The sequence below is a fragment of the Rhizobium sp. P38BS-XIX genome, assembly GCF_012641435.1.
GTDB lineage: Bacteria > Pseudomonadota > Alphaproteobacteria > Rhizobiales > Rhizobiaceae > Rhizobium.
This window is the reverse complement of the sequence record NZ_JABAIJ010000001.1, coordinates 98,466-120,842: the sequence shown is the minus strand read 5'-3', so window position 1 is coordinate 120,842 and position 22,377 is coordinate 98,466. Positions and strand designations below refer to the sequence as shown.

20 protein-coding genes and 2 tRNA genes are annotated in these 22,377 nt (G+C 59.7%); 9 read left to right on the top strand and 13 right to left on the bottom strand.

All coding sequences use genetic code 11. The annotated features are described in order from the left end of the window. Positions 1 to 20 precede the first annotated feature (20 nt). The 6 genes from HGP17_RS00590 to HGP17_RS00565 all read right to left on the bottom strand — a co-directional run bounded on the left by HGP17_RS00590 (position 21) and on the right by HGP17_RS00565 (position 3,286). The gene (locus HGP17_RS00590; protein WP_168804967.1) at positions 21 to 434 is read right to left on the bottom strand and encodes a DUF6314 family protein; all 414 of its coding nucleotides are present in this window, start codon (positions 432 to 434) and stop codon (positions 21 to 23) included. Then, positions 434 to 961, bottom strand: coding sequence for a peptide-methionine (S)-S-oxide reductase MsrA (gene msrA / locus HGP17_RS00585; RefSeq protein WP_168804965.1), 528 nt, complete (start codon positions 959 to 961; stop codon positions 434 to 436). Before msrA ends, HGP17_RS00590 begins: the two co-directional genes overlap by 1 nt. Beyond that, complete coding sequence (gene msrB, locus HGP17_RS00580; RefSeq protein WP_168804963.1) at positions 958 to 1,407, bottom strand: peptide-methionine (R)-S-oxide reductase MsrB; 450 nt, start codon at positions 1,405 to 1,407, stop codon at positions 958 to 960. The genes msrA and msrB overlap by 4 nt, the downstream gene beginning before the upstream one ends. A gap of 183 nt (positions 1,408 to 1,590) precedes the next feature. After that, positions 1,591 to 2,088: a GAF domain-containing protein gene (locus HGP17_RS00575; protein WP_168804961.1), complete on the bottom strand. Its 498-nt coding sequence runs from the start codon at positions 2,086 to 2,088 to the stop codon at positions 1,591 to 1,593. Between the two features lie 42 nt (positions 2,089 to 2,130). Beyond that, positions 2,131 to 2,826 (bottom strand): pentapeptide repeat-containing protein, encoded by a 696-nt coding sequence (locus HGP17_RS00570; protein ID WP_168808011.1) that lies wholly within the window; start codon positions 2,824 to 2,826, stop codon positions 2,131 to 2,133. A 383-nt stretch (positions 2,827 to 3,209) separates the two neighbouring features. Beyond that, positions 3,210 to 3,286: transfer RNA gene (locus HGP17_RS00565), tRNA-Pro, on the bottom strand. 302 nt (positions 3,287 to 3,588) lie between these two features. Between HGP17_RS00565 and HGP17_RS00560 the strand changes: the two genes are divergently transcribed. Further along, the gene (locus HGP17_RS00560; RefSeq protein WP_168804959.1) at positions 3,589 to 4,014 is read left to right on the top strand and encodes a hypothetical protein; all 426 of its coding nucleotides are present in this window, start codon (positions 3,589 to 3,591) and stop codon (positions 4,012 to 4,014) included. Positions 4,015 to 4,083: 69 nt separating this feature from the next. Here the strand turns inward: HGP17_RS00560 and HGP17_RS00555 are convergent, their stop codons facing one another. Both HGP17_RS00555 and HGP17_RS00550 read right to left on the bottom strand, forming a co-directional pair. Further along, positions 4,084 to 5,817 (bottom strand): hypothetical protein, encoded by a 1,734-nt coding sequence (locus HGP17_RS00555; RefSeq protein ID WP_205925767.1) that lies wholly within the window; start codon positions 5,815 to 5,817, stop codon positions 4,084 to 4,086. Next, positions 5,817 to 6,890: a glycosyltransferase family 2 protein gene (locus tag HGP17_RS00550; RefSeq protein WP_168804957.1), complete on the bottom strand. Its 1,074-nt coding sequence runs from the start codon at positions 6,888 to 6,890 to the stop codon at positions 5,817 to 5,819. Before HGP17_RS00550 ends, HGP17_RS00555 begins: the two co-directional genes overlap by 1 nt. A gap of 430 nt (positions 6,891 to 7,320) precedes the next feature. Between HGP17_RS00550 and HGP17_RS00545 the strand changes: the two genes are divergently transcribed. The 3 genes from HGP17_RS00545 to HGP17_RS00535 all read left to right on the top strand — a co-directional run bounded on the left by HGP17_RS00545 (position 7,321) and on the right by HGP17_RS00535 (position 9,645). Further along, a complete protein-coding gene (locus HGP17_RS00545) occupies positions 7,321 to 8,139 on the top strand; it encodes a transporter substrate-binding domain-containing protein (protein ID WP_205925766.1) in 819 nt (272 codons plus the stop codon). Between the two features lie 128 nt (positions 8,140 to 8,267). Beyond that, the gene (locus HGP17_RS00540; RefSeq protein WP_168804955.1) at positions 8,268 to 8,936 is read left to right on the top strand and encodes an amino acid ABC transporter permease; all 669 of its coding nucleotides are present in this window, start codon (positions 8,268 to 8,270) and stop codon (positions 8,934 to 8,936) included. Continuing rightward, positions 8,923 to 9,645 (top strand): amino acid ABC transporter ATP-binding protein, encoded by a 723-nt coding sequence (locus HGP17_RS00535; protein ID WP_168804952.1) that lies wholly within the window; start codon positions 8,923 to 8,925, stop codon positions 9,643 to 9,645. The genes HGP17_RS00540 and HGP17_RS00535 overlap by 14 nt, the downstream gene beginning before the upstream one ends. A gap of 365 nt (positions 9,646 to 10,010) precedes the next feature. Here HGP17_RS00535 and HGP17_RS00530 read toward each other — a convergent pair. After that, positions 10,011 to 10,085, bottom strand: a tRNA-Gln gene (locus tag HGP17_RS00530). A gap of 158 nt (positions 10,086 to 10,243) precedes the next feature. Here HGP17_RS00530 and HGP17_RS00525 point away from each other — a divergent pair. Together HGP17_RS00525 and HGP17_RS00520 are read left to right on the top strand one after the other, a co-directional pair. Continuing rightward, the gene (locus tag HGP17_RS00525; protein ID WP_168804950.1) at positions 10,244 to 10,546 is read left to right on the top strand and encodes a cupin domain-containing protein; all 303 of its coding nucleotides are present in this window, start codon (positions 10,244 to 10,246) and stop codon (positions 10,544 to 10,546) included. After that, the gene (locus HGP17_RS00520; RefSeq protein WP_168804948.1) at positions 10,543 to 11,451 is read left to right on the top strand and encodes an MBL fold metallo-hydrolase; all 909 of its coding nucleotides are present in this window, start codon (positions 10,543 to 10,545) and stop codon (positions 11,449 to 11,451) included. Before HGP17_RS00525 ends, HGP17_RS00520 begins: the two co-directional genes overlap by 4 nt. A gap of 150 nt (positions 11,452 to 11,601) precedes the next feature. Here the strand turns inward: HGP17_RS00520 and HGP17_RS00515 are convergent, their stop codons facing one another. Continuing rightward, positions 11,602 to 12,534, bottom strand: coding sequence for a DUF1499 domain-containing protein (locus HGP17_RS00515; protein WP_168804946.1), 933 nt, complete (start codon positions 12,532 to 12,534; stop codon positions 11,602 to 11,604). 241 nt (positions 12,535 to 12,775) lie between these two features. Here HGP17_RS00515 and HGP17_RS00510 point away from each other — a divergent pair, with 241 nt between their 5' ends. Both HGP17_RS00510 and HGP17_RS00505 read left to right on the top strand, forming a co-directional pair. Further along, positions 12,776 to 13,189, top strand: coding sequence for a hypothetical protein (locus HGP17_RS00510; RefSeq protein WP_168804944.1), 414 nt, complete (start codon positions 12,776 to 12,778; stop codon positions 13,187 to 13,189). Between the two features lie 92 nt (positions 13,190 to 13,281). After that, positions 13,282 to 13,563 carry a hypothetical protein gene (locus HGP17_RS00505; RefSeq protein WP_168804942.1) on the top strand — a complete coding sequence of 94 codons (282 nt, stop codon included), beginning with the start codon at positions 13,282 to 13,284 and terminating at the stop codon, positions 13,561 to 13,563. A 27-nt stretch (positions 13,564 to 13,590) separates the two neighbouring features. Here HGP17_RS00505 and ppdK read toward each other — a convergent pair whose 3' ends face one another. Then, positions 13,591 to 16,257 carry a pyruvate, phosphate dikinase gene (gene ppdK, locus HGP17_RS00500; RefSeq protein WP_168804939.1) on the bottom strand — a complete coding sequence of 889 codons (2,667 nt, stop codon included), beginning with the start codon at positions 16,255 to 16,257 and terminating at the stop codon, positions 13,591 to 13,593. Between the two features lie 169 nt (positions 16,258 to 16,426). Here ppdK and HGP17_RS00495 point away from each other — a divergent pair, with 169 nt between their 5' ends. Continuing rightward, the gene (locus HGP17_RS00495; RefSeq protein WP_168804937.1) at positions 16,427 to 17,353 is read left to right on the top strand and encodes a hypothetical protein; all 927 of its coding nucleotides are present in this window, start codon (positions 16,427 to 16,429) and stop codon (positions 17,351 to 17,353) included. Here HGP17_RS00495 and HGP17_RS00490 read toward each other — a convergent pair. Both HGP17_RS00490 and HGP17_RS00485 read right to left on the bottom strand, forming a co-directional pair. Continuing rightward, complete coding sequence (locus HGP17_RS00490) at positions 17,350 to 18,675, bottom strand: hemolysin family protein (RefSeq protein WP_168804934.1); 1,326 nt, start codon at positions 18,673 to 18,675, stop codon at positions 17,350 to 17,352. The two genes, HGP17_RS00495 and HGP17_RS00490, sit on opposite strands and share 4 nt — an antisense overlap. Before the next feature lie 125 nt (positions 18,676 to 18,800). After that, positions 18,801 to 22,262: a chromosome segregation SMC family protein gene (locus HGP17_RS00485; RefSeq protein ID WP_168804932.1), complete on the bottom strand. Its 3,462-nt coding sequence runs from the start codon at positions 22,260 to 22,262 to the stop codon at positions 18,801 to 18,803. Positions 22,263 to 22,377 lie beyond the last annotated feature (115 nt).

The window sequence follows — 22,377 nt, the reverse complement described above, 5'->3', positions numbered from 1 at the left end:
TTGCGGGAGACTGGCTCGGGTCAAATCCGCCGGTAGTGCGCGAGGCTCAGATAGTTTTTTCTGGGCCCGCGCACATGCCACATCTCTGCCCATATATCGGGCGAGCGAAAGAACAGGCGACCGCGATATAGATCGGCGCCGCAATGATGGGTAACGCGCTGCGAGGCTCCTACACCGACGCGAACGAATTCCGAAAGATTGGGGAAACGCACGACGAGATCGCCGCCTGCGTTGTCGAGCCGGTAGGTACGGCTGCTTCTCAGCGTCGCGTGTTCGCTACGCGTATCGCCGTGCTCCTCGAACTGGACAGGCGTTACGAACGCCTGCCCCTCGAATGTGATCAGGGAGCGGTTGAAGCGATCGATGATCCGTCGCTTCACGTCCCACGTGCCGAGGAAAGCGCTCAGCCGGTCGATGCCGGCCGATCCTCCCATCAGGAAGCCGCGCGCTGTGCCGCGTCGACCTGGCGACGTGGCAGCTTCCAGTTCGGCCGTGGGAAGTGGCAGGTATAGCCGTTCGGATAGCGCTCCAGATAATCCTGATGCTCCGGCTCGGCCTCCCAGAAATCACTGACCGGCGTTACCTCGGTGACCACCTTGCCAGGCCACAGGCCTGACGCGTCGACATCGGCGATCGTGTCGAGAGCAACCTGCTTCTGCTCTTCGCTGGCGTAGAAGATCGCCGAGCGATAGCTCATGCCGACATCGTTGCCCTGGCGATTGCGCGTGCTCGGATCGTGGATCTGAAAGAAGAATTCCAGGAGGTCCCGATAGCTGATCTTCTGCGGATCGAAAATGATCTCGATCGCCTCGGCATGGCTGCCATGGTTGCGATAGGTGGCGTTGCGGACATCACCGCCGCTGTAGCCAACGCGCGTCGAGATGACGCCGTTATAGCGGCGGATGAGGTCCTGCATGCCCCAGAAGCAACCGCCGGCGAGAACTGCACGTTCCGTTGTCATCTTACATCCTCCACTTGATCGATGTAGGCACCATAACCTTCTGCTTCCATGCGGTCACGCGGCACGAAACGAAGCGAAGCCGAATTGATGCAATAGCGAAGTCCGCCGCGATCGATGGGACCGTCCGGAAACACATGGCCGAGATGGCTGTCGCCGCTGGCCGAGCGCACTTCCGTACGCACCATGCCGTGCGAGATATCGGTGAGTTCGCTGACATTCGCGGGTTCGATCGGCTTGGTAAAGCTCGGCCAGCCGCAGCCGGAATCGAATTTATCCGCCGAGGCAAACAACGGCTCGCCCGAGACGATGTCAACATAGATGCCCGACTTCTTGTTGTAGAGATATTCACCGGAGCCGGGACGTTCCGTGCCGCTTTCCTGCGTCACGCGATACTGCTCGGGGGTAAGCTTGGCTATCGCCTCTGCCGTCTTGCTGTATGTGCCCATTGTTATTCTCCTTGCCCCTCGGCACGCCTTCCGAGCTTGGCCGGGTGTCCTGAATGAGGACTCGAAAGGGCCGGATGAAGCTCGATCAGCGCTAAGGGAGTGGTTGCAGAGCCAATATAGGTATCGCGCAGTCGATTTGCCATATCGATCACGACTGCGTGACGCCTTGGCTCAGACGGTTTCTCAACGATCCGCTTTGCATGACGCAGCATAGATCGCGGCAAGAGCTTCGATTCCGGCTTGGTCATCACGATCGAAGCGACGGACAATCGGGCTATCGAGATCGATCACGCCCAACACGGCTCCATCGCGAAGAAGCGGCACGACCAACTCCGAGCGGGACGCAGCGTCGCAGGCGATGTGGCCCGGGAAAGCGTGCACATCCTCGACGAGGACAGACTGCGCATGCTCGACTGCTGTCCCGCAGACGCCACGGCCGACTGCGATACGCACGCAAGCCGGCTTGCCCTGAAACGGTCCGAGCACGAGTTCGTTTTCCTGTTTCAGGAAATAGAAGCCGGCCCAGTTGAGATCCGGCAGCATCTGAAAGATCAATGCGGAGGTATTGGCGGCATTGGCGATCGGATCCGCCTCACCTGCAAGCAGGGCCTCAAGCTGGGATGCCAACTCCCGAAAGAATTCGGGCTTGCTCTCACTCTGGATCGTCTTCTCTGCAAACATCTTATTCCGCCTTCCTGAAAGTCTCGCCGTTTAGGACCGAACTCAGTCCTTGTCATCCGGATCGTCCGGCGGACATGGCCAACCTGTCGGCGCCTTCAGAAACGATGGCAGCTTGGTGTCCTTGTCGCCGCACGCCAGATTGAGCTGGGCTTGTTGAAGACCCGTCGCGTTCGACAGGTCGAGACCTTCTATGCGGGTGAGATACATGAAAGCGCCGCTGAAGGAGACCGGCCCCTGCATGACGGCACCGCTCAGCCCCGCACGGGAAAGATTGGCGAAGGAGAAATTGACGCCGGTGAGATTGGCCTTGCTGAAATCGGCCCGACCAAGCTCCGCCTTCTGGAAATCGGCATTGACAAGCTGAGCCCCACGGAAGACGGCGCGCTGCAGCTCCGCATTCGCAAAGGATGCGCCATTGGCGGAGACGTTGCTGAAATCGGAACGATATGCCTCGATCCGCTTGAAGTTCGCGCCATCGGCATGGACGTTCTTCACCCACGCGCGCACCAGCGTTGCCTTCTCAAGATTGGCCGAGGTCAGATTGGTGTCGCTGAGATCCGTGCTGTCGAAATGCGCACCGAAAAGATTTGCACCCTTGAGGTCGCTGTTCTGCAGCATGATGTTGGACTTGCTGCAGCCGCTCCAGTCAAGGCCAGGACCGGCGACATTGCCACAATCGGCGGCTCGCACCGTAGCGTCGCTGGATGTCAGAAGGAAAGCAGTGCTCAGCGCCAACATGCCGTAGCCGCCTGCTACCCCGAGCTTTTGGCCGACGACACCGCAGGACCAAGCGCCACCGCGCCGCCTTAAAGATGCCAGCCCCTCCCTGGCCAAATCGGCCACTCCTGCAATAAAACTCATCCCGTCACTCCGCTCCAGCGCCCACAAGCCGCCCCGTACCCTGAGTCGGCCGCATCCGCTTCTCCCTTCTATATAGTGCTTGCCGCGACAAAAAGAGCAGGTTTTGCAAAAGCATGCGCAGAGCGAAACAGGATGCGCGAAACCGCGGCATCGGGAGCATGACCGTGCGGGCTGACAGAATGGCGCAAAATGCTCTGACGCCAATTGGCTTTGCGTAAAATGTGAGGGGATTTTTCGGGAAAAAGATCAGTGATTTAAGCTGGTCGGAGTGGAGTGATTCGAACACTCGACCCCCACGTCCCGAACGTGGTGCGCTACCAGACTGCGCTACACTCCGTGACCAGCGGCGCTTCTATAGACCAGCCATTTTTGATGCACAAGCACCTATCTCAGAAAAACTTTTGATTTTTGACGAAAAGATTACAGCGGCGGCTGCCTATAAAATCGGCAGGAAAGATGCGCCAAAACCACCGGCGTGCAAAACACGCAACAGATTAAGTAAAATCCGACTTGTACACGCGGATGGGAATTTTCTTTTGCCGGCTTTGGCGGTAAAGCGCTAGGCGGGACAGGTGGAAACGTCGTGGGACAGCGGCTTTTCCGCGACCGAATGCGTGACAGAAGCTCAAGGACGAAACGATGAATATCCGCATGATCACCGCGGCTGGACTGTTGCTGGCTCTGGCCGGCTGCAGCACCACGACGACGACAACGACAGCAGCCCTGCCGCTGCTGGCGAAAAACCCCGTTCAGGATCGCTGGCAGGGCCAGTCCGCAGGCCGCTTCTTTGCCGCCTACGGTCCGCCGATCTCCGATCGCGACGAAAGCGGCGATCGCGTCTACACTTGGCGTGGCGGCTACAAGAACGTCTCCGTCGTCAACAAGGACGGCAAGAAGGCTGGCAAGCGCTCTTTGAGCTGCAAGGCCGACATCGTCACCGACAAGAATTACGAAATCCGCTCGGTCAAGATTCTCGGCGACCAGCCCGGCGTCAACAGCTCGTCCTACTGCGCCGAACTTCTGGCGCCGCCGGAAAAGGCCGACAAGGCTGACGCTGACAGCTGAGGCTAAAGCTTCATCACGAGATAATACCAGCGGGCGGCCTGCAAGGGCCGCCTGTTGTCGTTTCCAGCGTCAATGATTTTCGGCGGCAAAGGCGGCACAGCTCTTCGGCGGGGGCGCATCGGCAGACGGCGCGAAGGTCTTGTCGATGGCATAAAGCTTGGCAAAGGGGGTCTCGGCGACCGATGTGACGCCGCCGGGGATCGTCCCGCCGAAGCGATCCTCAACGTCGGCATTGACGAGCAAGATGAAATCGAAACGCTGACGCCAATGGAGAAGATACGGCGTGAAGCCGGAGATTCCCTCGATTTCATGCGGGCAGTCCAGCACGCTGATGGAAAAGAGATTGCCTTCCGGCACGGCGATATCGCTCCAGGGCGGCAAGACGCCGAGCGGTTGCTTGCCCTTGGCGGTAAACACTGTCGGCACGAAGCTATGCGCATAGGGCACGGCGAGCGTCGGCAGGTGCCGGAATGTATCCTGGCTCCAGGCGAAATAGCGGGGATCGGCGATGCGAGGTCCGTCCTTGCTCTGCATCGTAACGGGCAGGATTGCGGAACCTTGCGGGACGGCAGCAAGCACGGTGCGGACATCGGTGACTTCGCTATCGGCCTCCCACCAGTTGAAGCCGATCCAGGCCGTGCGGCCGAGCGTCACTACGGTCAGCACGGCAAGAACTGAGAATGCCTGTTTGCGCGACAGACGCGGCAAAGGGCAGATCATGATCATGGCCGCCAACGCTGCCATGATGGGAAACCGCCAGCTGATCCAGCCGGTTCCAAGGACGTGACGGGGCGAGACGCAGGCAAGCAACAGCAAACCAACGGCGGTGACCGCAAGACCGGCATGCAAAGTCAGCCGGCGTGTGCGCATCGCATTGCTGCAGATGAGCGCGATCGGGATCAGAAGCAACATATCCGCCAGAAGCGTGTAGCTCCAGATGGCAGACATGAGGTTGGAAAGGATCAGAACCGGATTATCGTTCCAGGACGCGCCAAGGCCACCATCCCCGCCGTTAGGCAACACCGGCTGATAGAGAAAGAGGCAGATCGCCGGCAGCGCACAGGCGACCATCGCCACGACAAGCCTGCCGCACAGCCGCAGGAAATCCCGCGGCGATCTCAAGGCTGCCAGCGTCGGGGAGAATTCGAGGCCGCAGACCAGCGCCACATAGAAACCCAGCGAGAAGATATGCATGACCGTCAACAACAGGCCGGCCAGGAGGCGCCAGGCAAACAGCGAGAGCCAATTTCGCGATTGTAGCGCATGATCGGCAGTGGCGAAGAGGAGCGCCATGCCAAGCCCGATCTGAAAATTGATGAAGCCGCCGATCAGCGTCGCGCACCAGGCAAAATAGAGGATGGCGATCTGCCAGTAATAGCTGCCGGCATGGAGACGCCGGTGAAGGGCGATCGCGCCAAGCGGCGGCAGGACGATCGCCAGGAAAAGCAGGCTGCGTGCCAGCAGCGACACACCGATCAGCGGCCCCAGCCAATAGGCCAGCAAATCAATGCCGACATTCGTGAAGCTTCTGTTCCAGTCGATGGTATAAATCTGCTGGAAAGGCGGCGTATGGATACCGCCGGCGAGAAGCCACATGCGCGCATAATGGTTGGGATAGTCGAGGATCGGCGGAAACTTGAAGACCGCGACAAAGACCGCAACCGTCGCGATGAAGACGGCGATGACGATCCCTGGCCTTTGCTTGACGATGACGGCATCCGCATCGGCTGAAGGTTGGCCTTCTGCGCTGGCGGGCATGTTCGTTTTGCCGTCCGTATGCACTTCCGCGGATTGATGTGCCATCAACGGCTGGCCCTGACCTGCGGCATGCCGCCCGTCACTTCAGCCGGCTGGGCCAGCAGTTCCTCAAGCGCATTGCGCTTGGCAGCTGCAGTCATATCGGAGAAATCGCCGGGGATCTCCATGGAACGATTTCCCTGCAGCAGGCTCTCGATCATGAACATCGGACGCCGCTTGTTTTCCTGAACTAGTCGGCCGACATATTCGCCGATGATACCGATGCAGATCAGCTGAATGGCGCTGAAGGCCGTGATCGCGGCCATGATGCTCGACCAGCCGACGATGGTCTCGCCGGCGATCCAGCGGGCAAGCGTATACATCAAGAGCAAGGCCGCGCAGCCGGCGCTGGCAAGACCCAGCCATGTGCTGATCCGCAAGGGAACAGTCGAGAAGCTGGTGATGGCATCGATCGCGAAATTGATCATCTTGCGCAGCGGATATTTCGTCGTGCCGGCAAAGCGCGCATCGCGCTCGTAAGGTAGCGCCACCTGCCGCCCGCCGATCCAGCTGACCATACCGCGGATGAACCGATCGCGCTCCGGCATCGCCAGCAGAATGTCGACCACGCGCCGACGCATCAGCCTGAAATCACCGACATCGCGCGGGATCGCCACCGAGGCGAGCCGTGACAGCAACCGATAAAAGAGCGAAGCCGATGCAAGCTTGAACCAGCTCTCCCCCTGCCGGCGCACGCGCTGGCCATAGACGACATCCGCGCCGCGATCCATGATCGGCATCATCATCAGCAACAGTTCCGGCGGATCCTGCAGATCGGCGTCAATCAGCAACACGCGTTCACCGCGCGAAGCGGCAAGGCCGGCCGTGGCGGCGAGCTGGTGGCCGTGATTGCGCATGAGCCGGACGCCGAGAACCTGCGGCACCTCCTCGGCAAGCAAAGCAATGACACCCCAGGTTCCGTCGGTGGAGCCGTCATCCACCAGGATGATCTCAAAGGCTTCGCCGGCGATCCCCCGCGCAGTCACGACCGACCGGCGGCAAAATTCGCGAAGCCCCTCCTCCTCATTATGGCAGGGAGCAACGATGGACAGCAGCAGGTCGTGGGATTTCTGATTCATGATAGCCCGCATCGAAATGACGGCATCAGAGTGCAGGAAAAAGGTCAAACAAGCTTTAAGGGTAAAGCACGCCCACTCGTCGCCATCGCCAACCTGTCGTGTAAGTTGAAGTCGGATTGCGGCGCGGCGACGGGCTTCTGCCCGCATCATTACAACAACAAGGACGTCGGATGGTCGAAAAACGATATGCTATGAGCAAGACTCTTAACCTTCACGCATTTTCGGATTTTCGACGATTCAAGACAAGAATTCCCGATCTTCGGGATATCCAAACACTTTATCGTGCTCAAAATGTTTCCGCTCGACCCTTGACCCGCGAAGTTTGACGTTAAATACCATTCTTGGGAGATGCTTGCAGTCCAAGGTTACGCGCTATCCATTTTGTTGCGGCGGCCCAAATGTATGCTCTCCCATAAGAAGGAGAGCCCCCTTGAGAAACAAAGCACTTATTTTCTTGGTCGCCGCAATGGCTTCCGGTCTTGCAACTACAATTTGCGGAACGTCCGCTGCGGTCGCTGAAGATGCTGCGACCAGCATCGTCGTTGGCGCCGATACGACGTTCCCGCCCTTCGAAAGCGAGAAGGACGGCGCCGTTACGGGCTTTGACATTGACATGATCAATGCCATCGCCAAGGCCGAAAGCATGACGGTCACGGTCAAGACCCTGCCGTTCAACGGCCTCATTCCGAGCCTGCAGGCCGGTTCGATCGATACCGCCGTCGCCGGCATCACGATCAAGAAGAGCCGTCTGGAAAACGCTAATTTCAGCAACGCTTATTACAAGTCCGGCCTGTCGGTCCTGGTAAAGAAGGACTCGGAGATCAAGAGCTTCGACGATCTCAAGGGCCATGTCGTCGCCACCAAGAAGGCGACGTCCTCGGTCGATTACCTCACCGGCCACGGCTTCTCGGCCGACTACATCAAGCAGTTCCAGAACATCGACGCCGCCTATCAGGCGCTCATGACTGGCGGTGCGGATGCGGTGATCTTCGACAACCCCGTCAACATCGACTTCAAGGCTAAGCACGCCGACAGCGTGCAGACCGTCGGCCCGCTGCTCACAGGCGAATATTACGGCATCGCCATCAGCAAGACCAAGCCGGATCTCGTCAACAAGATCAATGACGGCCTCGAGAAGATCAAGAAGAGCGGCGAATATCACCAGCTCTTCGTGAAGTACTTCGGTGGTGACACGAGCGGCGAAGTCAATGAAGCACTGGACCCGGCGAAGGCTGCACTTCCGGAATAGTCTCGAAAGACGCTATTTCATGCCTCCCGAAAGTTCCGTGATTGGATGATAGGTTGCGCAGCGCAAATTTGCGCTGCGCACTTTCTTCAATTCTTCGATAAATACAATAAACAAACAAGGCACGGTTCATGGACGCCATTCGGCAAAATTTACCTGTGATCCTCAACGGTCTGCTCCTGACGATCGAATATTCGCTCGTCGCTATCGTCCTGATGGTGGTCATCGGATTGGTCGCGGCGCTCATGCGTCTTTCGAAGGTTGCGCCGCTGAGATGGATCGCCACCGCCTATGTCGAGATTTTCCGATCGACGCCCCTACTGGTCCAGCTTTTCTTCATCGTGCTCGGACTGCCGGCTATTCTGCCTGTCAACGCGTGGTTCGGGCAGCTCACCTACCCGATCCTCGCAGCCGCCCTCACCCTCAGCCTGAACGAAGGTGCTTACGTCACGGAAATCGTGCGCGCGGGCATTCTGGGCGTTGACCGGGGGCAGAAAGAAGCTGCCGCAAGCATCGCGATGAACGGCTTCCAGACGATGCGCTACATCGTCCTGCCGCAGGCCTTCAAGCGGATGATCCCGCCATTGGTGAACCAGGCCGCACAGACGATCAAAGACACCTCGCTGCTCGCGCCGGTCGGCATTGCCGAGCTGGTCTACAAGGGCGAGATCGTGATCTCCGAAACCTTCGCTTCCTTCGCGATATGGGGCTTCGTGGCGGTCCTCTATTTCATCATGATCTTCTCCCTGTCGAAGTTCTCATCGTATATTGAGAGGAGGCTTCAAGTTGATAAGCGTTAAAGAGCTCCACAAATCGTTCGGTCATCACGAGATCCTCAAAGGTATCTCCACACACGTGGAGAACAACGAGGTCGTCGTTGTCATCGGTCCTTCCGGCAGCGGCAAGAGCACCTTCCTGAGATGCCTCAACGGGCTGGAGACGCCGACCAGCGGCGATATCGAAGTCGCCGGGATGATGCTGACCGACCCGAAGACCAATATCCACAAGCTGCGCCAGCATGTCGGAATGGTGTTCCAGCAGTTCAATCTCTTCAAGCACCTGACGATCCTGGACAATATTACGATCGGTCCGCGCAAGGTCAAAAAGATCTCACAGGAAGAGGCAAACCGCGTGGCGCGGGAATTGCTGGCGAAAGTCGGCCTGCGCGGCAAGGAAGCCAACTATCCCGACGAGCTTTCCGGCGGCCAGCAGCAACGCGTCGCCATTGCCCGCGCGCTGGCGATGGAGCCCGATGTCATGCTCTTCGACGAACCGACGTCGGCGCTCGACCCCGAAATGGTCGGCGAAGTGCTTCAGGTCATGAACAATCTGGCGCATGAAGGCATGACCATGGTCGTCGTCACCCACGAAATGGGCTTTGCCCGCGAGGTGGGCCATCGCGTGATCTTCATGGATGACGGTCGCATTCTTGAAGAAGGTGCTCCGCAAGCGCTCTTTTCCAATCCGCAAATGGATCGAACAAAGAGCTTCCTGGCGAAGATCCTCTAAACGAAAGGCCCGCTTCGGCGGGCCTTTTCATTTGACGGAGGTCATTTCTCGGCCTGGCCAGAACGGCGGCTGCAGGCGCCGCATGTCATGACTTCAGTGCAAGGGCTTTGCGGATGCCCCTCAAAACGGCGTTCATTTATGGCGCGCGTCTCTCAGCAATCCGATCAGCGCCACCATCAAGACAATACCAAGAATAAATCCCGCACCGCCTCCCCACATCACTCCCTCTTTTCCACCGACAAGCGCACCGATGGCGCCTCCGATGAGGAGCAGAAGAAACGGCGGTAAACAACCCATGACGATACATTCCGATTAAAGGCAGGACTTACCCGTAGTCACATCAACATTCGCTTAGTCAGTGATTGTGGCTGGGGCGCCAGGATTCGAACCTGGGAATGCCGGTACCAAAAACCGGTGCCTTACCGCTTGGCGACGCCCCAACAGAGGAAATGGCTGATGTACCTGCCAAACCGGCGTCTGATTAGCAAAGGTCGCATCCGGCCACAATCACTAAGTTATGCGTGAACGCATATTTCTGTGTGCTTTACAGGCGGCTATGATAGGTCTTGCTGCACTGCGTTGGAAATCAGGAGGCCCGATGAGCCAGTTTCGTGCCCGCCCGCCGGCCGTGCCCACCGTGCTTCTCGACGATGCCGTCGTTCGCATCACGCGTTGGGATTTCGAGCCGGGCGCCGATACCGGGCATCATGTTCACGGCCTTGGCTATGTCGTGGTGCCGATGACCGATTGCCAGTTTATGCTTGAAGAAGCCGGCGGAAGCCGCCGCGTCGATATCGCCAAGGGTGCAGCCTATCGGCGCGAAGCCGGTGTCGAGCACAATGTCGTCAACGCCGGCTCCGAGCCGATGTCCTTTATCGAAATCGAATACAAGCAATCATGAGCACGCCTGACTTCGACCTTGCCTTTGAGCCCGCCTATGGCCGCGCCGTCCCGACCGCCCCCGGCATCGAGCGGATGACGGTCAACAATCCCAGCGCCTTCACCTTTCACGGCACCAACAGCTATATCGTCGGCGGTTCGTCTGTCGCAGTCATCGATCCCGGCCCGGAGAATGAAGAGCATTTTGCCGCGCTGCTGGCGGCGCTGAAGGGGCGCGAGGTCACGCATATCTTCGTCAGCCACACCCATCGCGATCACTCGCCGCTCGCCCGACGGCTGAAGGAAGCAACCGGGGCGCTGACCGTCGGCGAAGGCCCGCATCGTGCCGCCCGCCCCCTGCATCAGGGTGAGATAAACCCATTTGCCGAGAGCTCTGACACCGAGTTTCAGCCTGACATCATTCTTGGCGACGGCGAAAGCGTTGCGGGAGACGGCTGGCAGCTGACGGCGCTGCTGACGCCGGGCCACACGGCAAACCACGCCTGTTTCGCGCTCGACGGCACGGGCATCGTCTTCTCCGCCGATCACGTCATGGCCTGGGCGACTTCGATCGTCGCGCCGCCGGATGGATCGATGGCGGATTACATGGCTTCTCTGGAGCGGCTTCTTGCCCGCGACGACCGCCTGTTCCTGCCTGGCCACGGCGGAGCGGTGAAGGAGCCCGCATCCTTCATGCGAGGCCTCAGAACCCACCGCCGCATGCGCGAGCGCGCCGTGCTGGAGCGCATCAAGGCCGGCGACCGGCAGATCCCGGATATGGTGAAGGCCATCTATCGCGATACCGATCCGCGCCTGCATGGCGCAGCCGCGCTTTCGGTGCTGGCGCATCTGGAAGATCTGCTCGAAAAGGGTCAGGTGGAAACCGATGGGCCGCCCGCTTTGATGGGGATCTATCGCCCCACCTAGAGCAATTCCAGGAAAAGTGCGTAGCGGTTTTCCGCCCGGAATTGCGTAAAAACAAAGGGAGCATTTTCGCGATTCGAAGAAAAGCGAAACGGCTCTAGTCGCGCCGACATTTATTCCGGCTGAAATGTCCAAGGTGGTTAAGGCTCGGAATCAGCCGCCGGCAATTCCAAGCAGTTCCGCGTCCAAGGCTTTCAGAAAGCTGTCCGCCATGCCGGCGCTGACGCCGAGATCATCCTGACCATAGCGCGACGCGACGCGGACATCCACGAGCGTGGTTTCCGCTTCCTCACGAAGGCGGATGAGGACATCGCAGGGAAATCCGAAAATGCGCGTGCGCGTCTCACCCTGCAGAAGGACATCGGTATTCTGACGGATCAGGTCGGCGACACTATCGCGGAAAGGGCGTGGCGTCGGCACCGGAACGACATCAGGCATATCGCTAACAGCGCTGTCATCTTGCGTCGGGCTGGCCGGCGTCGGTTGGCTGCGCCGCCTCGGCTTGGCCGCACCATTCGGATCGGCGACCTCAGCACCTTCGGCCTTGACGATGGTGATATGACTATCTCTCGCCACCTTGCGCACCGCCTCCAGCACGCGATCCGCCGCCCCTTCATAACGACGGCTGATCAAGGCCGGATAGGCGGCAAACTGCGCCTCGCGCTCCTGCTGCGTCACCAGATGGCGTGGCGGCAGCCAGATCTGTTTGGCATCCGGCGTTATCAGCCATTCTGGGGGATCGCTGAGATCGGTCGAAACCTCGTAGATCTGCGGGCGGGTCCAATAGCGCTCGGCGCCAAACCCGAAGATGACCAGTGGCAAGGCGGCATAAATGATGGCTTTTGCCGCTGAAATTCCACCCAAGGCAGCATGCTGCCAAAGCTGGACGAGACCGATGAGCGCGAGCAGCACCGCCACGGCGGCGCAGCCGGCGGAAATCAGCATCAGCAGCACGAAATAGGGCGTTTCCAGAGGCGCAAATCGATGTCCGATCAACGTGACGCCACACAGAACCAGCGCAAAGGCGGCGATCAGGCGCGCGGCGCGGGCGGCATGTGAAACGGGACGGTCGAAACGAATGGTCATCAATGGCTCGTCGGCGCGTCGGATCGGAAGCCGGATGCACCGATTCCGTAAAAGCGACTTATGTTTAAATCAGGAAAAGGTGAACATAAATCGAATGCCATGCGTTTGCCGGAAACGCCCTTCAATGCCCGAATCAGCTGGGCGCATAGCGCAAAAGTGTGAGCACTTGCTTAAATTCCTAAAAAAGGCCATTCTTTAGCGTTTTATCGAGGCTGTGAAAGGACTTGATGGGATGGAACCGATGCTTTCTCAAGACGTCGCTGCCAAAACGCTGCCAACTGCAGCCATTGCCGGGGCCGATGCGGCCGACCCGATCCTGCCACTTGAACTTCTCGAGCTCGAGCTCTCACTTGAAGGGTTTTCCGGCGGAGAGCCGGCTTTCTGTGAAGCCGTTCGAAATGCCGCTTCCGCCGTGAAGGGCGATTTCCTGTTCGATCTCCCCGCGACAGGCCTCATTCACGACTGCCGCAGGCTGGCCGTTATCAGGATTCCGGAAGGCGATGCAATGCGCACGCTTTTTGCAGCACTCGACGAAGATGGTGCGGAAATCCGCCTACTGCAGCCGGACGAGGATACCGAGCATTTGCTGCGCTTTGCCGATGCCTTCATCGATCTGTTGCAGCGCTTCCCGGGCAGATCGAAAGAAGCCGCGTAAACCGCCAGGCCTGCGACGATGATAGGCCTTTCCCGCGATGGCACGCGGGGCTATAACTCGTGACTGCATATTTGCATTCAGGACATCAAGTCATGCGTATCGCTGCTTCTATTTTATCGCTTCTCGCTATTGGATTTGTTCTTTCCTCCTGCCAGACGGCCGAGGAAATCCGAGCGGCGGACGAGTCGAGATGCGCCGGCTACGGCTTTCGGCGCGGCAGCGAAAACTTCGCCAATTGCCTGATGAACCAGGATCTTAGCCGACGCGCCGATCAACGGGCCTTCATGGAAAGCAATGACGATTTCTTCTGGGGACCCACTGTCGTGGTCGGGGGCCCGGGATATTACTATGGTCACCGTCATTGGCGTCACTGAGCGCAACAGCGGCTCGCTCAAGCAGAATCAGGCGCGTCCCTTGATCGCCGCCTGTGCCGCCGCAAGCCTTGCAATCGGCACGCGGAAGGGCGAGCAGGACACGTAGTCCAACCCGATATCCTCACAGAAGTGAATAGAAGCGGGATCGCCGCCATGCTCGCCGCAGATGCCGAGCTTCATGTCGTTGCGGGTACGCCGGCCGCGCTCTGCGGCGATGCGGATCAGCTCCCCTACCCCGTCGAAATCCAGCGAGATGAAGGGGTCGTGTTCGATAATCCCCTTGCGCTGATAGGTCGGAATAAAGGCGGCCGCATCGTCGCGTGACATGCCGAAGGTCGTCTGCGTAAGGTCGTTCGTGCCGAAGGAGAAGAATTCGGCCGCCTCGGCGATGATATGGGCGCGCAATGCCGCCCGCGGAAGCTCGATCATGGTGCCGACCAGATAGTCGATCTTCATCTTCGCTTCCGTCATGACCGTGCGCGCCACCTCGTCGATCCGCGCCTTGACGTAGTCCAGCTCCGAGCGCAGGCCGACCAACGGCACCATGATCTCGGGCACCACGGCAGCCCCGGTTTCGCGTGCCGCCTCAACAGCAGCCTCAAAGATCGCACGGGCCTGCATCTCGACGATCTCCGGATAGGAAATCGCCAGCCTGCAGCCGCGATGGCCAAGCATGGGATTGAACTCATGCAGCGCATCGACGCGCTGGCGCAGCGTTGCCGGCTCCATGCCCATGATGCCCGCCACCTCGGCGATCTCTTCATCCGTCTTCGGCAGGAATTCATGCAGCGGCGGATCAAGCAGGCGGATCGTCACCGGCATGCCATGCATGATCGTGAACAGAGCAGTGAAATCGAGCCGCTGCATCGGCATGAGCTTGGCAAGCGCTGCACGCCGCCCGGCCTCATCCTCGGCAAGGATCATCTCGCGCATCACATGGATACGGTCGCCCTCGAAGAACATATGTTCGGTGCGGCAAAGGCCGATGCCCTCGGCACCGAAAGAGCGGGCAGCGCGCGCATCGGCGGGTGTGTCGGCATTGGTGCGCACGGTCATGCGCCGCGAACGATCAGCCCAGGCCATGATGCGCCCGAAATCGCCCGAGAGCTCCGGCTGGATCATCGGCACTTCACCCTTCAGCACCTGACCGGTGGAGCCGTCGATCGTGACGATATCGCCCCTCTTCAAGGTGATGCCGATGCCGATCAGTTTCTCGTTGCGCATATCGAGGCGCATGGTGCCGGCACCGACAACACAGGGGATGCCCATGCCGCGGGCGACCACCGCCGCGTGGCTGGTCATGCCGCCACGCGTCGTCAGAATAGCCTCGGCGGCGTGCATGCCGTGAATGTCTTCCGGACTCGTCTCGATGCGAACCAGGATTGCCTTGCGTCCTTCTTCTTCGGCAATGATCGCCTCTTCCGCGGTGAAGACGATCTCGCCCGTGGCAGCACCCGGCGAGGCGGGCAAGCCCGAGCCGATAACCTCGCGACGCACGCGCGGGTCGATCGTCGGGTGCAGAAGCTGATCAAGCGTCATCGGATCAATGCGAGAGACGGCCTCGTCCTCGGTAATCAGCCCTTCATCGACCATATCGACGGCGATCCGCATCGCAGCCTTGGTGGTGCGCTTGCCGGCACGCGTCTGCAACATCCAGAGCTTGCCGCGCTCGATGGTGAATTCCAGATCCTGAACATCGCGATAATGAGCTTCGAGCTGGGCGCAGATCTTGCGGAATTCGCCGAAAGCCTCCGGCATCAGCTTTTCCATCGATGGCCGTTCGTAGCCGGAGGCAATGCGGGCTGCTTCCGTAATGCTCTGGGGCGTGCGGATGCCGGCAACGACATCTTCGCCCTGCGCATTGACGAGGAACTCGCCGTAAAGCTCTTTCTCTCCCGTCGAAGGATTGCGGGTAAAGGCGACACCCGTTGCGGACGAATTGCCAAGATTGCCGAACACCATCGCCTGAATATTGACGGCGGTGCCCCAAGCCTCGGGAATGTTGTGGAGATTGCGATAGGTAACGGCCCGCGCATTCATCCAGCTGGCAAAGACGGCACCGACGGCTCCCCAGAGCTGCACCTCGGGCTCCTGCGGAAACGCGTCGCCCAATTCTTCCTCGATGACGGTCTTGTAGATCGAAACGACGTGCTGCCATTCGACGGCCGTGAGTTCCGTATCGTACTCGTGCCCGAAGCGGGCCTTTTCGTCTTCCAGGATCTCCTCGAACACTTCGTTGTCGAGGCCCATGACAACGTCGGCATACATCTGGATGAAGCGACGGTAGCTGTCCCAGGCGAAGCGCGCGTCGCCGGCATCGTGGCCGAGCGCCTGCACGGTTGCGTCATTGAGACCGAGGTTCAGGACGGTGTCCATCATGCCCGGCATGGAAGCGCGGCCGCCGGAACGGACGGAAACCAGCAGCGGCCGCGCGGTATCGCCGAATTTGCGTCCGGTGATCGCCTCCATCCGCTTCAGCCCTTGCATGACCTGCGGCTTCAGCTCTTCGGAAATCTTGCGGCCGTTCTTGTAGTAGGTCGTGCAGGCTTCGCTGACGATGGTCAGCCCCGGAGGGACTGGCAGCCCGAGATTGCACATTTCGGCGAGATTCGCACCTTTGCCGCCGAGCCGTTCAAAATCGCCGGCGCCTCCCTCGGCCTTGCCATCGCCGAATGTATAGACCCACTTTGTCATTGTCTCGTCCAACTCCCTGGGTTGAACTTAATTCATTGAGAGGCAAATGAAAATCGACAAATACGGCGAAATGTTGCACCGCACCATAAATATGGAGCAAACTACGAAAATACGAATAAATTGGCAAATTTCTCTTCATTACCGATCGGTTTAGAGCTAGCAATCGCTGATGCAATTTTTGAGAGCACTGTTTAAGAAACCAGCAAACGAGCCTGTAGCCGGTTCGGTCCCGTCCTATCGGATCTACACACGCGAGTTCGATAAAACCCTCAGGGCCGGGCAGTTGGACGAAGTTCTGGAACCGATCTCAATTGAGCACGCCGCAATGTTAGACGCAGCATGGCAACGATATCAAGGCGCGCTCCTCGATTGGCGTGCGGAATGCAATCTCGCCGCCCTAGAGGCTTCGCGGCTCGTGCGGATTCAAACCACGGAGCAGATGCGCACCGACACTGTGGTTTCAATCCTAGTCGATCATTCCGGCTCGATGAAAGGGCAATCGATATTGCTCGCGGCAGCGACAATAGATATCGCTACTGATTTTCTAGTGCACCTCGGCTACAAGGTGGAAGTTCTCGGGTTTACGACAACATCTTGGAAGGGAGGACAATCGCGAAAACACTGGCTTTCCGAACGCCCGCGACAAGCGAAGCCCGGACGACTCTGCGACCTTCTCCATATCATTTACCGAGCAGCAGACAGCAATTTTCCGCATGCTGGATACCTTAAGCCGATGCTGAGGCCAGATTTGCTGAAGGAGAATATTGATGGCGAGGCGCTACAATGGGCGACAAAGCGATTACATGCGCGGCCCGAAACACGTAAGCTACTGTTGGTGATCTCCGACGGTGCCCCGGTAGATGATTCCACACTCAACGAAAATGGCCCTCTTTTCCTATCAAAACATCTAACCGAAGTCATTGAGACCATTGAAACAGAGTCCGTTATCCAACTAGCTGCCATAGGCATCGGCTATAGCGTGAATCGCTATTACCGTATTGCTGAGGAAATCGAACTTCCCGAAGATCTAGGTATGTCGACGCTTCATCTTCTGCAGCGCCTGCTGCTGAACAACGAACCTCAGAAATCAGACTAAACCCCGGCCTCTCGCCGCGCCAGAATCTTGTCGATCCGCATACCGTCGAGATCGACAATTTCGAAATGCCAGCCACCGAAGGTGAAGCTTTCGCCGACATCAGGCAGGTGGCCGAGTTGATACAAGGCAAAGCCGGCGAGCGTATGGAAGGTGACCTCTTCCTCGCCCTCCTTCAGACCGAGCCGGGCAAAGGCCTCATAGACCGGCATCATGCCTTCCATCAGCAGCGATCCGTCGGCACGCTCGACGACGTCTGGCGTTTCATTTTCCATGTCGGGAAGATCGCCGGCAATCGCCTCTAGAAGGTCCGTCTGCGTAACGATACCTTCAAGGCTGCCATATTCGTCGATGACCATGGCCAGGCGCACGGGAGCGCGTTTGAAGCTTTCCAGCACCTTGAAGACTGCGGTCGCCTCATGGACGACCAATGGCTGGCGGATGACGGCCATCGGGTTCAGCCGCTCGCCATTGAGAAGCTGATCGAGAAGATCCTTTTTCAAGATCATGCCAAGCGGCTCATCGATCGATCCACGTGCAACGAGAAGCTGTTCGTAGCGGCTCTCGCGGATAGTCTTCTGCATTTCTTCCGGCGTGTCGTCGGCGTCGATCCAATCGACCTCAAGCCGCGGCGTCATGATGTTGGAGACATCACGGTTGCCGATATTGAAGACGCGCTCGACAAGGTCCTGTTGCGCCTGCTCCAAAAGACCGGCTTCCTGGCTTTCGGCGATCAACAGCTTGATCTCGGCCGGTGAGTGCAGCGAGCCCTCGCCCGCTCCCGGCCGAAGCCCGAATAGGCGCAGCACCAGATTGCCGAGACCGTTGAGAACGGTAATCGCCGGGCGAAGCAGGAAGAGAAACAGTCCAAGCGGCCGGACTACACCGAGCGCCGTGCCTTCGCTACGCTGAAGAGCCAGGCTCTTCGGCGCAAGTTCACCCAGCACGATGTGCAGCGCGGTGATGATGATGAAGGAAATGGCGACGGCAATCGCGTGAGAGCTGGCGGCAGCCCAGGCTCCGGGAAGAAAATCGAGAAGCGGTTCCAGAAGATGGGCCAATGCGGGTTCGCCGACCCAACCGAGAGCAAGGGATGAAATCGTGATGCCGAGCTGCGTGGCCGCCAGATTGGCATCGAGATTATCGACCGCCTTCTGCAACGACTTGGCATTCATGCGCCCTTCGGCGACAAGCTCCGTCACGCGGCTGCGGCGAACGGACACCAGAGAGAACTCGGCCGCAACGAAAAAGCCGTTGGCGGCAACAAGCAGCAGTACGGCGAGTATTCCGAGAAAATCGAAAATACCGCCAGTCGAGTCAGACATACTTCCCTTCCGGGCGGATCAGCGCCCACGTTGTTGATTTAAGAACGACGCTAGCACGCTTTAGAGCTGTGCGGCAGACGACAGAGCAATTTCTTGTCGAAACGAGAACAGTTTTATCGTCGCTTTCAAGCGATTTCGCGCAGACGCTCCGCAGTCTGGAGATCAACGGAAACAAGCTGTGACACGCCCTGCTCCGCCATGGTGACGCCGAACAGGCGGTTCATGCGGGCCATGGTGATCGGATTGTGGGTGATGACCACAAAGCGAGTCTCGGTCGAGGCCGCCATCTCGTCCATGAGATTGCAATAACGCTCGACATTGTGGTCATCGAGCGGTGCGTCCACTTCGTCCAGCACGCAGATCGGCGCGGGATTGGTGAGGAATACGGCAAAGATCAGCGCCATGGCTGTCAGCGCCTGCTCGCCGCCGGACAGCAGCGTCATGGTCTGCGGCTTCTTGCCGGGTGGGCGGGCGAGGATTTCGAGACCGGCTTCCAGCGGATCATCAGACTCGATGAGTTGAAGCTCGGCCGTGCCGCCGCCGAAAAGATGGGTGAAGAGACGCTGGAATTGCGCATTGACGATGTCGAAGGCAACGATCAGACGTTCGCGACCCTCGCGGTTGAGGCTCTGGATCGCGCCGCGCAGCTTGCGGATGGCATCGATGACATCATCGCGCTCCTTGATCAGCGCCTGCAGCCGCTCGGTCAGCTCGCGGCTTTCCTCTTCGGCACGCAGGTTGACGGCGCCAAGACGCTCGCGCTCGATCTTCAGCCGCTCCAGCTCCCGCTCGACTTCACGCAAATCCGGGATGTTCTGCGAGCCGGACAGGCCGGTCAGGCGCATGGCTTCATGCGGCTCGACGTTCAGCGTCTGGCGGATGCGCAACTCGGCTTCCTGCCGCCGTTCTCGAGCCGATACGAGCCTTTCTTCGACGCGGCCCCGCTTTTCGCGGCTTTCGGCAAGTTCCGACAGGGCCGTCGCCGCCGCCCGATCGGCCTCGCGTTGCACGATTTCTGCTTCGGCAAGGCGATCGGCAGCCACGCGGCGCGCTTCCTCGGCCTTCTGCAGCTCGTTCATTAAGGCACGGCGCTTGTCGTCGAACTCATCCGGTGCGAGATCCAGTTCGGCCGCTTCGTCGCGCGCCTCTTCCTCACGGTCGCGGAGTGTCTGAATGTGTTCCTCGGCACTGGCCGCGCGCTGACGCCAGGTGTCACGCTCCTGGCGGATTGCCAGAATGCGGCGCTGGCGTGCTTCATTTTCGCGGTTCAGGCCTTCATGACGGGCACGAGCCTCGGCAAGCGCGCCTCGATCGGTCGCGACCTCGACCTGTTGGGCCTGCAGTTTCAGGTCGATACCGGCAAGATCCGGCGCGTCCTCAAGCTCGATGCGGGCATTCTCGTCCTGCATCGCGACATCTTCCAGCTGTTGCTGCAACAGGCTGACCGATTCGGCTATCGCGTCACGGCGACGGATGAGATCGCCCGAGGCACGCTCGGCTGCGGCGAGATTTTCACGCGCTTCGGCGAGCTGACGGGCGGCGATACGGCTGCTGTCGCGCGCATTGCCGAGGCGTCCTTCTTCAGCCCTGATGCCCTCGGCAGCGGCCGACAGGCGCTCCTCAGCCTCGATCAGAACATCACGCGCCAGCTCGGCCTCAGCCTCTAGTTCGGAGAGACGGTTCTTCTGGGCCAGGCGCAGCGCAGCCGCGCTCGGGGCATCGGCTCCGGTGACATGGCCATCCCAACGGAAAACGGCACCGTCCTTGGTGACCAGGCGCTGCCCGGGCTTCAGGTTCGACATCAGCCGCTCGGCATCATCAGCCGCGACGATACCGATCTGGCGCAGACGCCGTGTCAACGCAGCCGGCGCGCCGACATGCGTGATAAGCGGCAGCACCCCGTCCGGCAGCGTCGGGTCCCCTGTCCCGCTGCCATTGTCGGACCAGTGGACCGGTGCGTTCGGATCGAGCGGAGATTCCAGGTCGTCGCCAAGGGCCGCTCCAAGCGCGGTTTCGAAGCCGCGATCGACGCGCAGCTCCTCGGCAACCGGCGAAAACGCGCCGGATGTATCAACGGCTGCCAGCATCTTTGAAATGGTCCGCGCTTCCGTTTCAAGCGCATTCAGCCCGGCGCGCGCCTGCTCGACGGGGCCTCGCGCAAAGGCCTCGGTCTCGCGTGCCTTGGAAAGGGCTGCTTCAACCAGCTGGATCGCCGCCTCGGCATCGGCAACGACGGCTTCCGCTGCTTCGACCATATCGCGCTTTTCGCCGGGATCTGGCAGATCGGCCATCTTTTCGTCGATGGCGGCCAGCTCGCGGTTTGCCTCATCAGCCTGCCGCTCCAGCCGCATCTTTCTGTCGGCAAGATCGCGGATCGCGCGTTCCAACTGGTTGCGGCCGGCCGCAGCCTCGGCCCGCTCGGCCGTCAATGCCGTGAAGATGCGCTCGCTGTCGGCAAGCTTGGCGGCCGCCTCCTCGAATACGCCGCGCGTCTCCTCGGCAAGGCGGCCGGAATCGGCAAGAACTTCTGCGAGATCAGCCTCTTCCGCGTCCAGTCTTGCAAGGATGGCGGCATTGTCGGCGACCAGGCGCTCTTCGCGACTGATGTCCTCGCCGAGCTGTGCTAGACGACGGGTCAGTTCGTCGCGACGGCGCAGGATGCGGTTGACATCCTCTTCCAGCTGGTTGCGCGCAAACTGCAGCCGCTGCAGTGCAGCCGCAGCCTTTGCCTCATCGTCGCGCAGTTCCGGCAACTTGAAGCTGGCGATGCCTTGAGCCTTCGCCGCATCCATCTGGATCTGCGCCTTCTCGGCGACCAGCACGGTTGCCTGATTGAGGGCGCTATCGGCTTCGGCTTCGGCTTCCTTGGCCTGAACCCAGCGAATATGCAGCAGCATGGCTTCGCGGGCGCGAATATCGGCGGATAGCATCTTGAAGCGATTGGCCTGACGCGCCTGACGCTTCAGGCTCTCGATCTGGCTCTCGAGCTGCGAGGTCACGTCGTCCAGGCGCTCGAGATTGCTTTCGGCAGCGCGCAGGCGAAGCTCCGCTTCGTGGCGACGCGAATGCAGGCCGGAGATGCCGGCCGCTTCTTCCAGAAGCTGGCGTCTCGCCTGGGGCTTGGCCTGGATCAGCTCGCCGATACGTCCCTGCCCGACCATGGACGGCGAACGCGCCCCAGTGGAGGCGTCAGCAAACAGAAGCTGCACATCCTTGGCGCGCGCCTCCTTGCCGTTGATGCGATAGACCGATCCCTGTTCGCGCTCGATGCGTCGCGTCACCTGAATTTCGTCGCTGTCATTGAAGGCTGCGGGGGCCGTACGGTCGCTATTGTCGAGATAAAGGCCGACTTCGGCGGTGTTGCGCGCCGGACGGTTGCCGGATCCAGAAAAGATCACGTCGTCCATGCCGGAGGCGCGCATGTTCTTGTAGGAATTCTCGCCCATTACCCAGCGAAGGGCTTCGACAAGATTGGACTTGCCGCAGCCGTTCGGCCCGACGACACCCGTCAGGCCTCGCTCGATGACGAACTCCCCGGGCTCCACGAAGGATTTAAAACCGACGAGACGAAGCTTGTTGAACTTCATGGGCGATCCCCCCTTCTCCATCGGGAGGGGAAGGCAACGCGCAAAGCCACCGTCGGGAGTACCCGGCCGGTGGCCATAGCTTGCACGTCATCTAATGGGATCACCACAGGCGCAC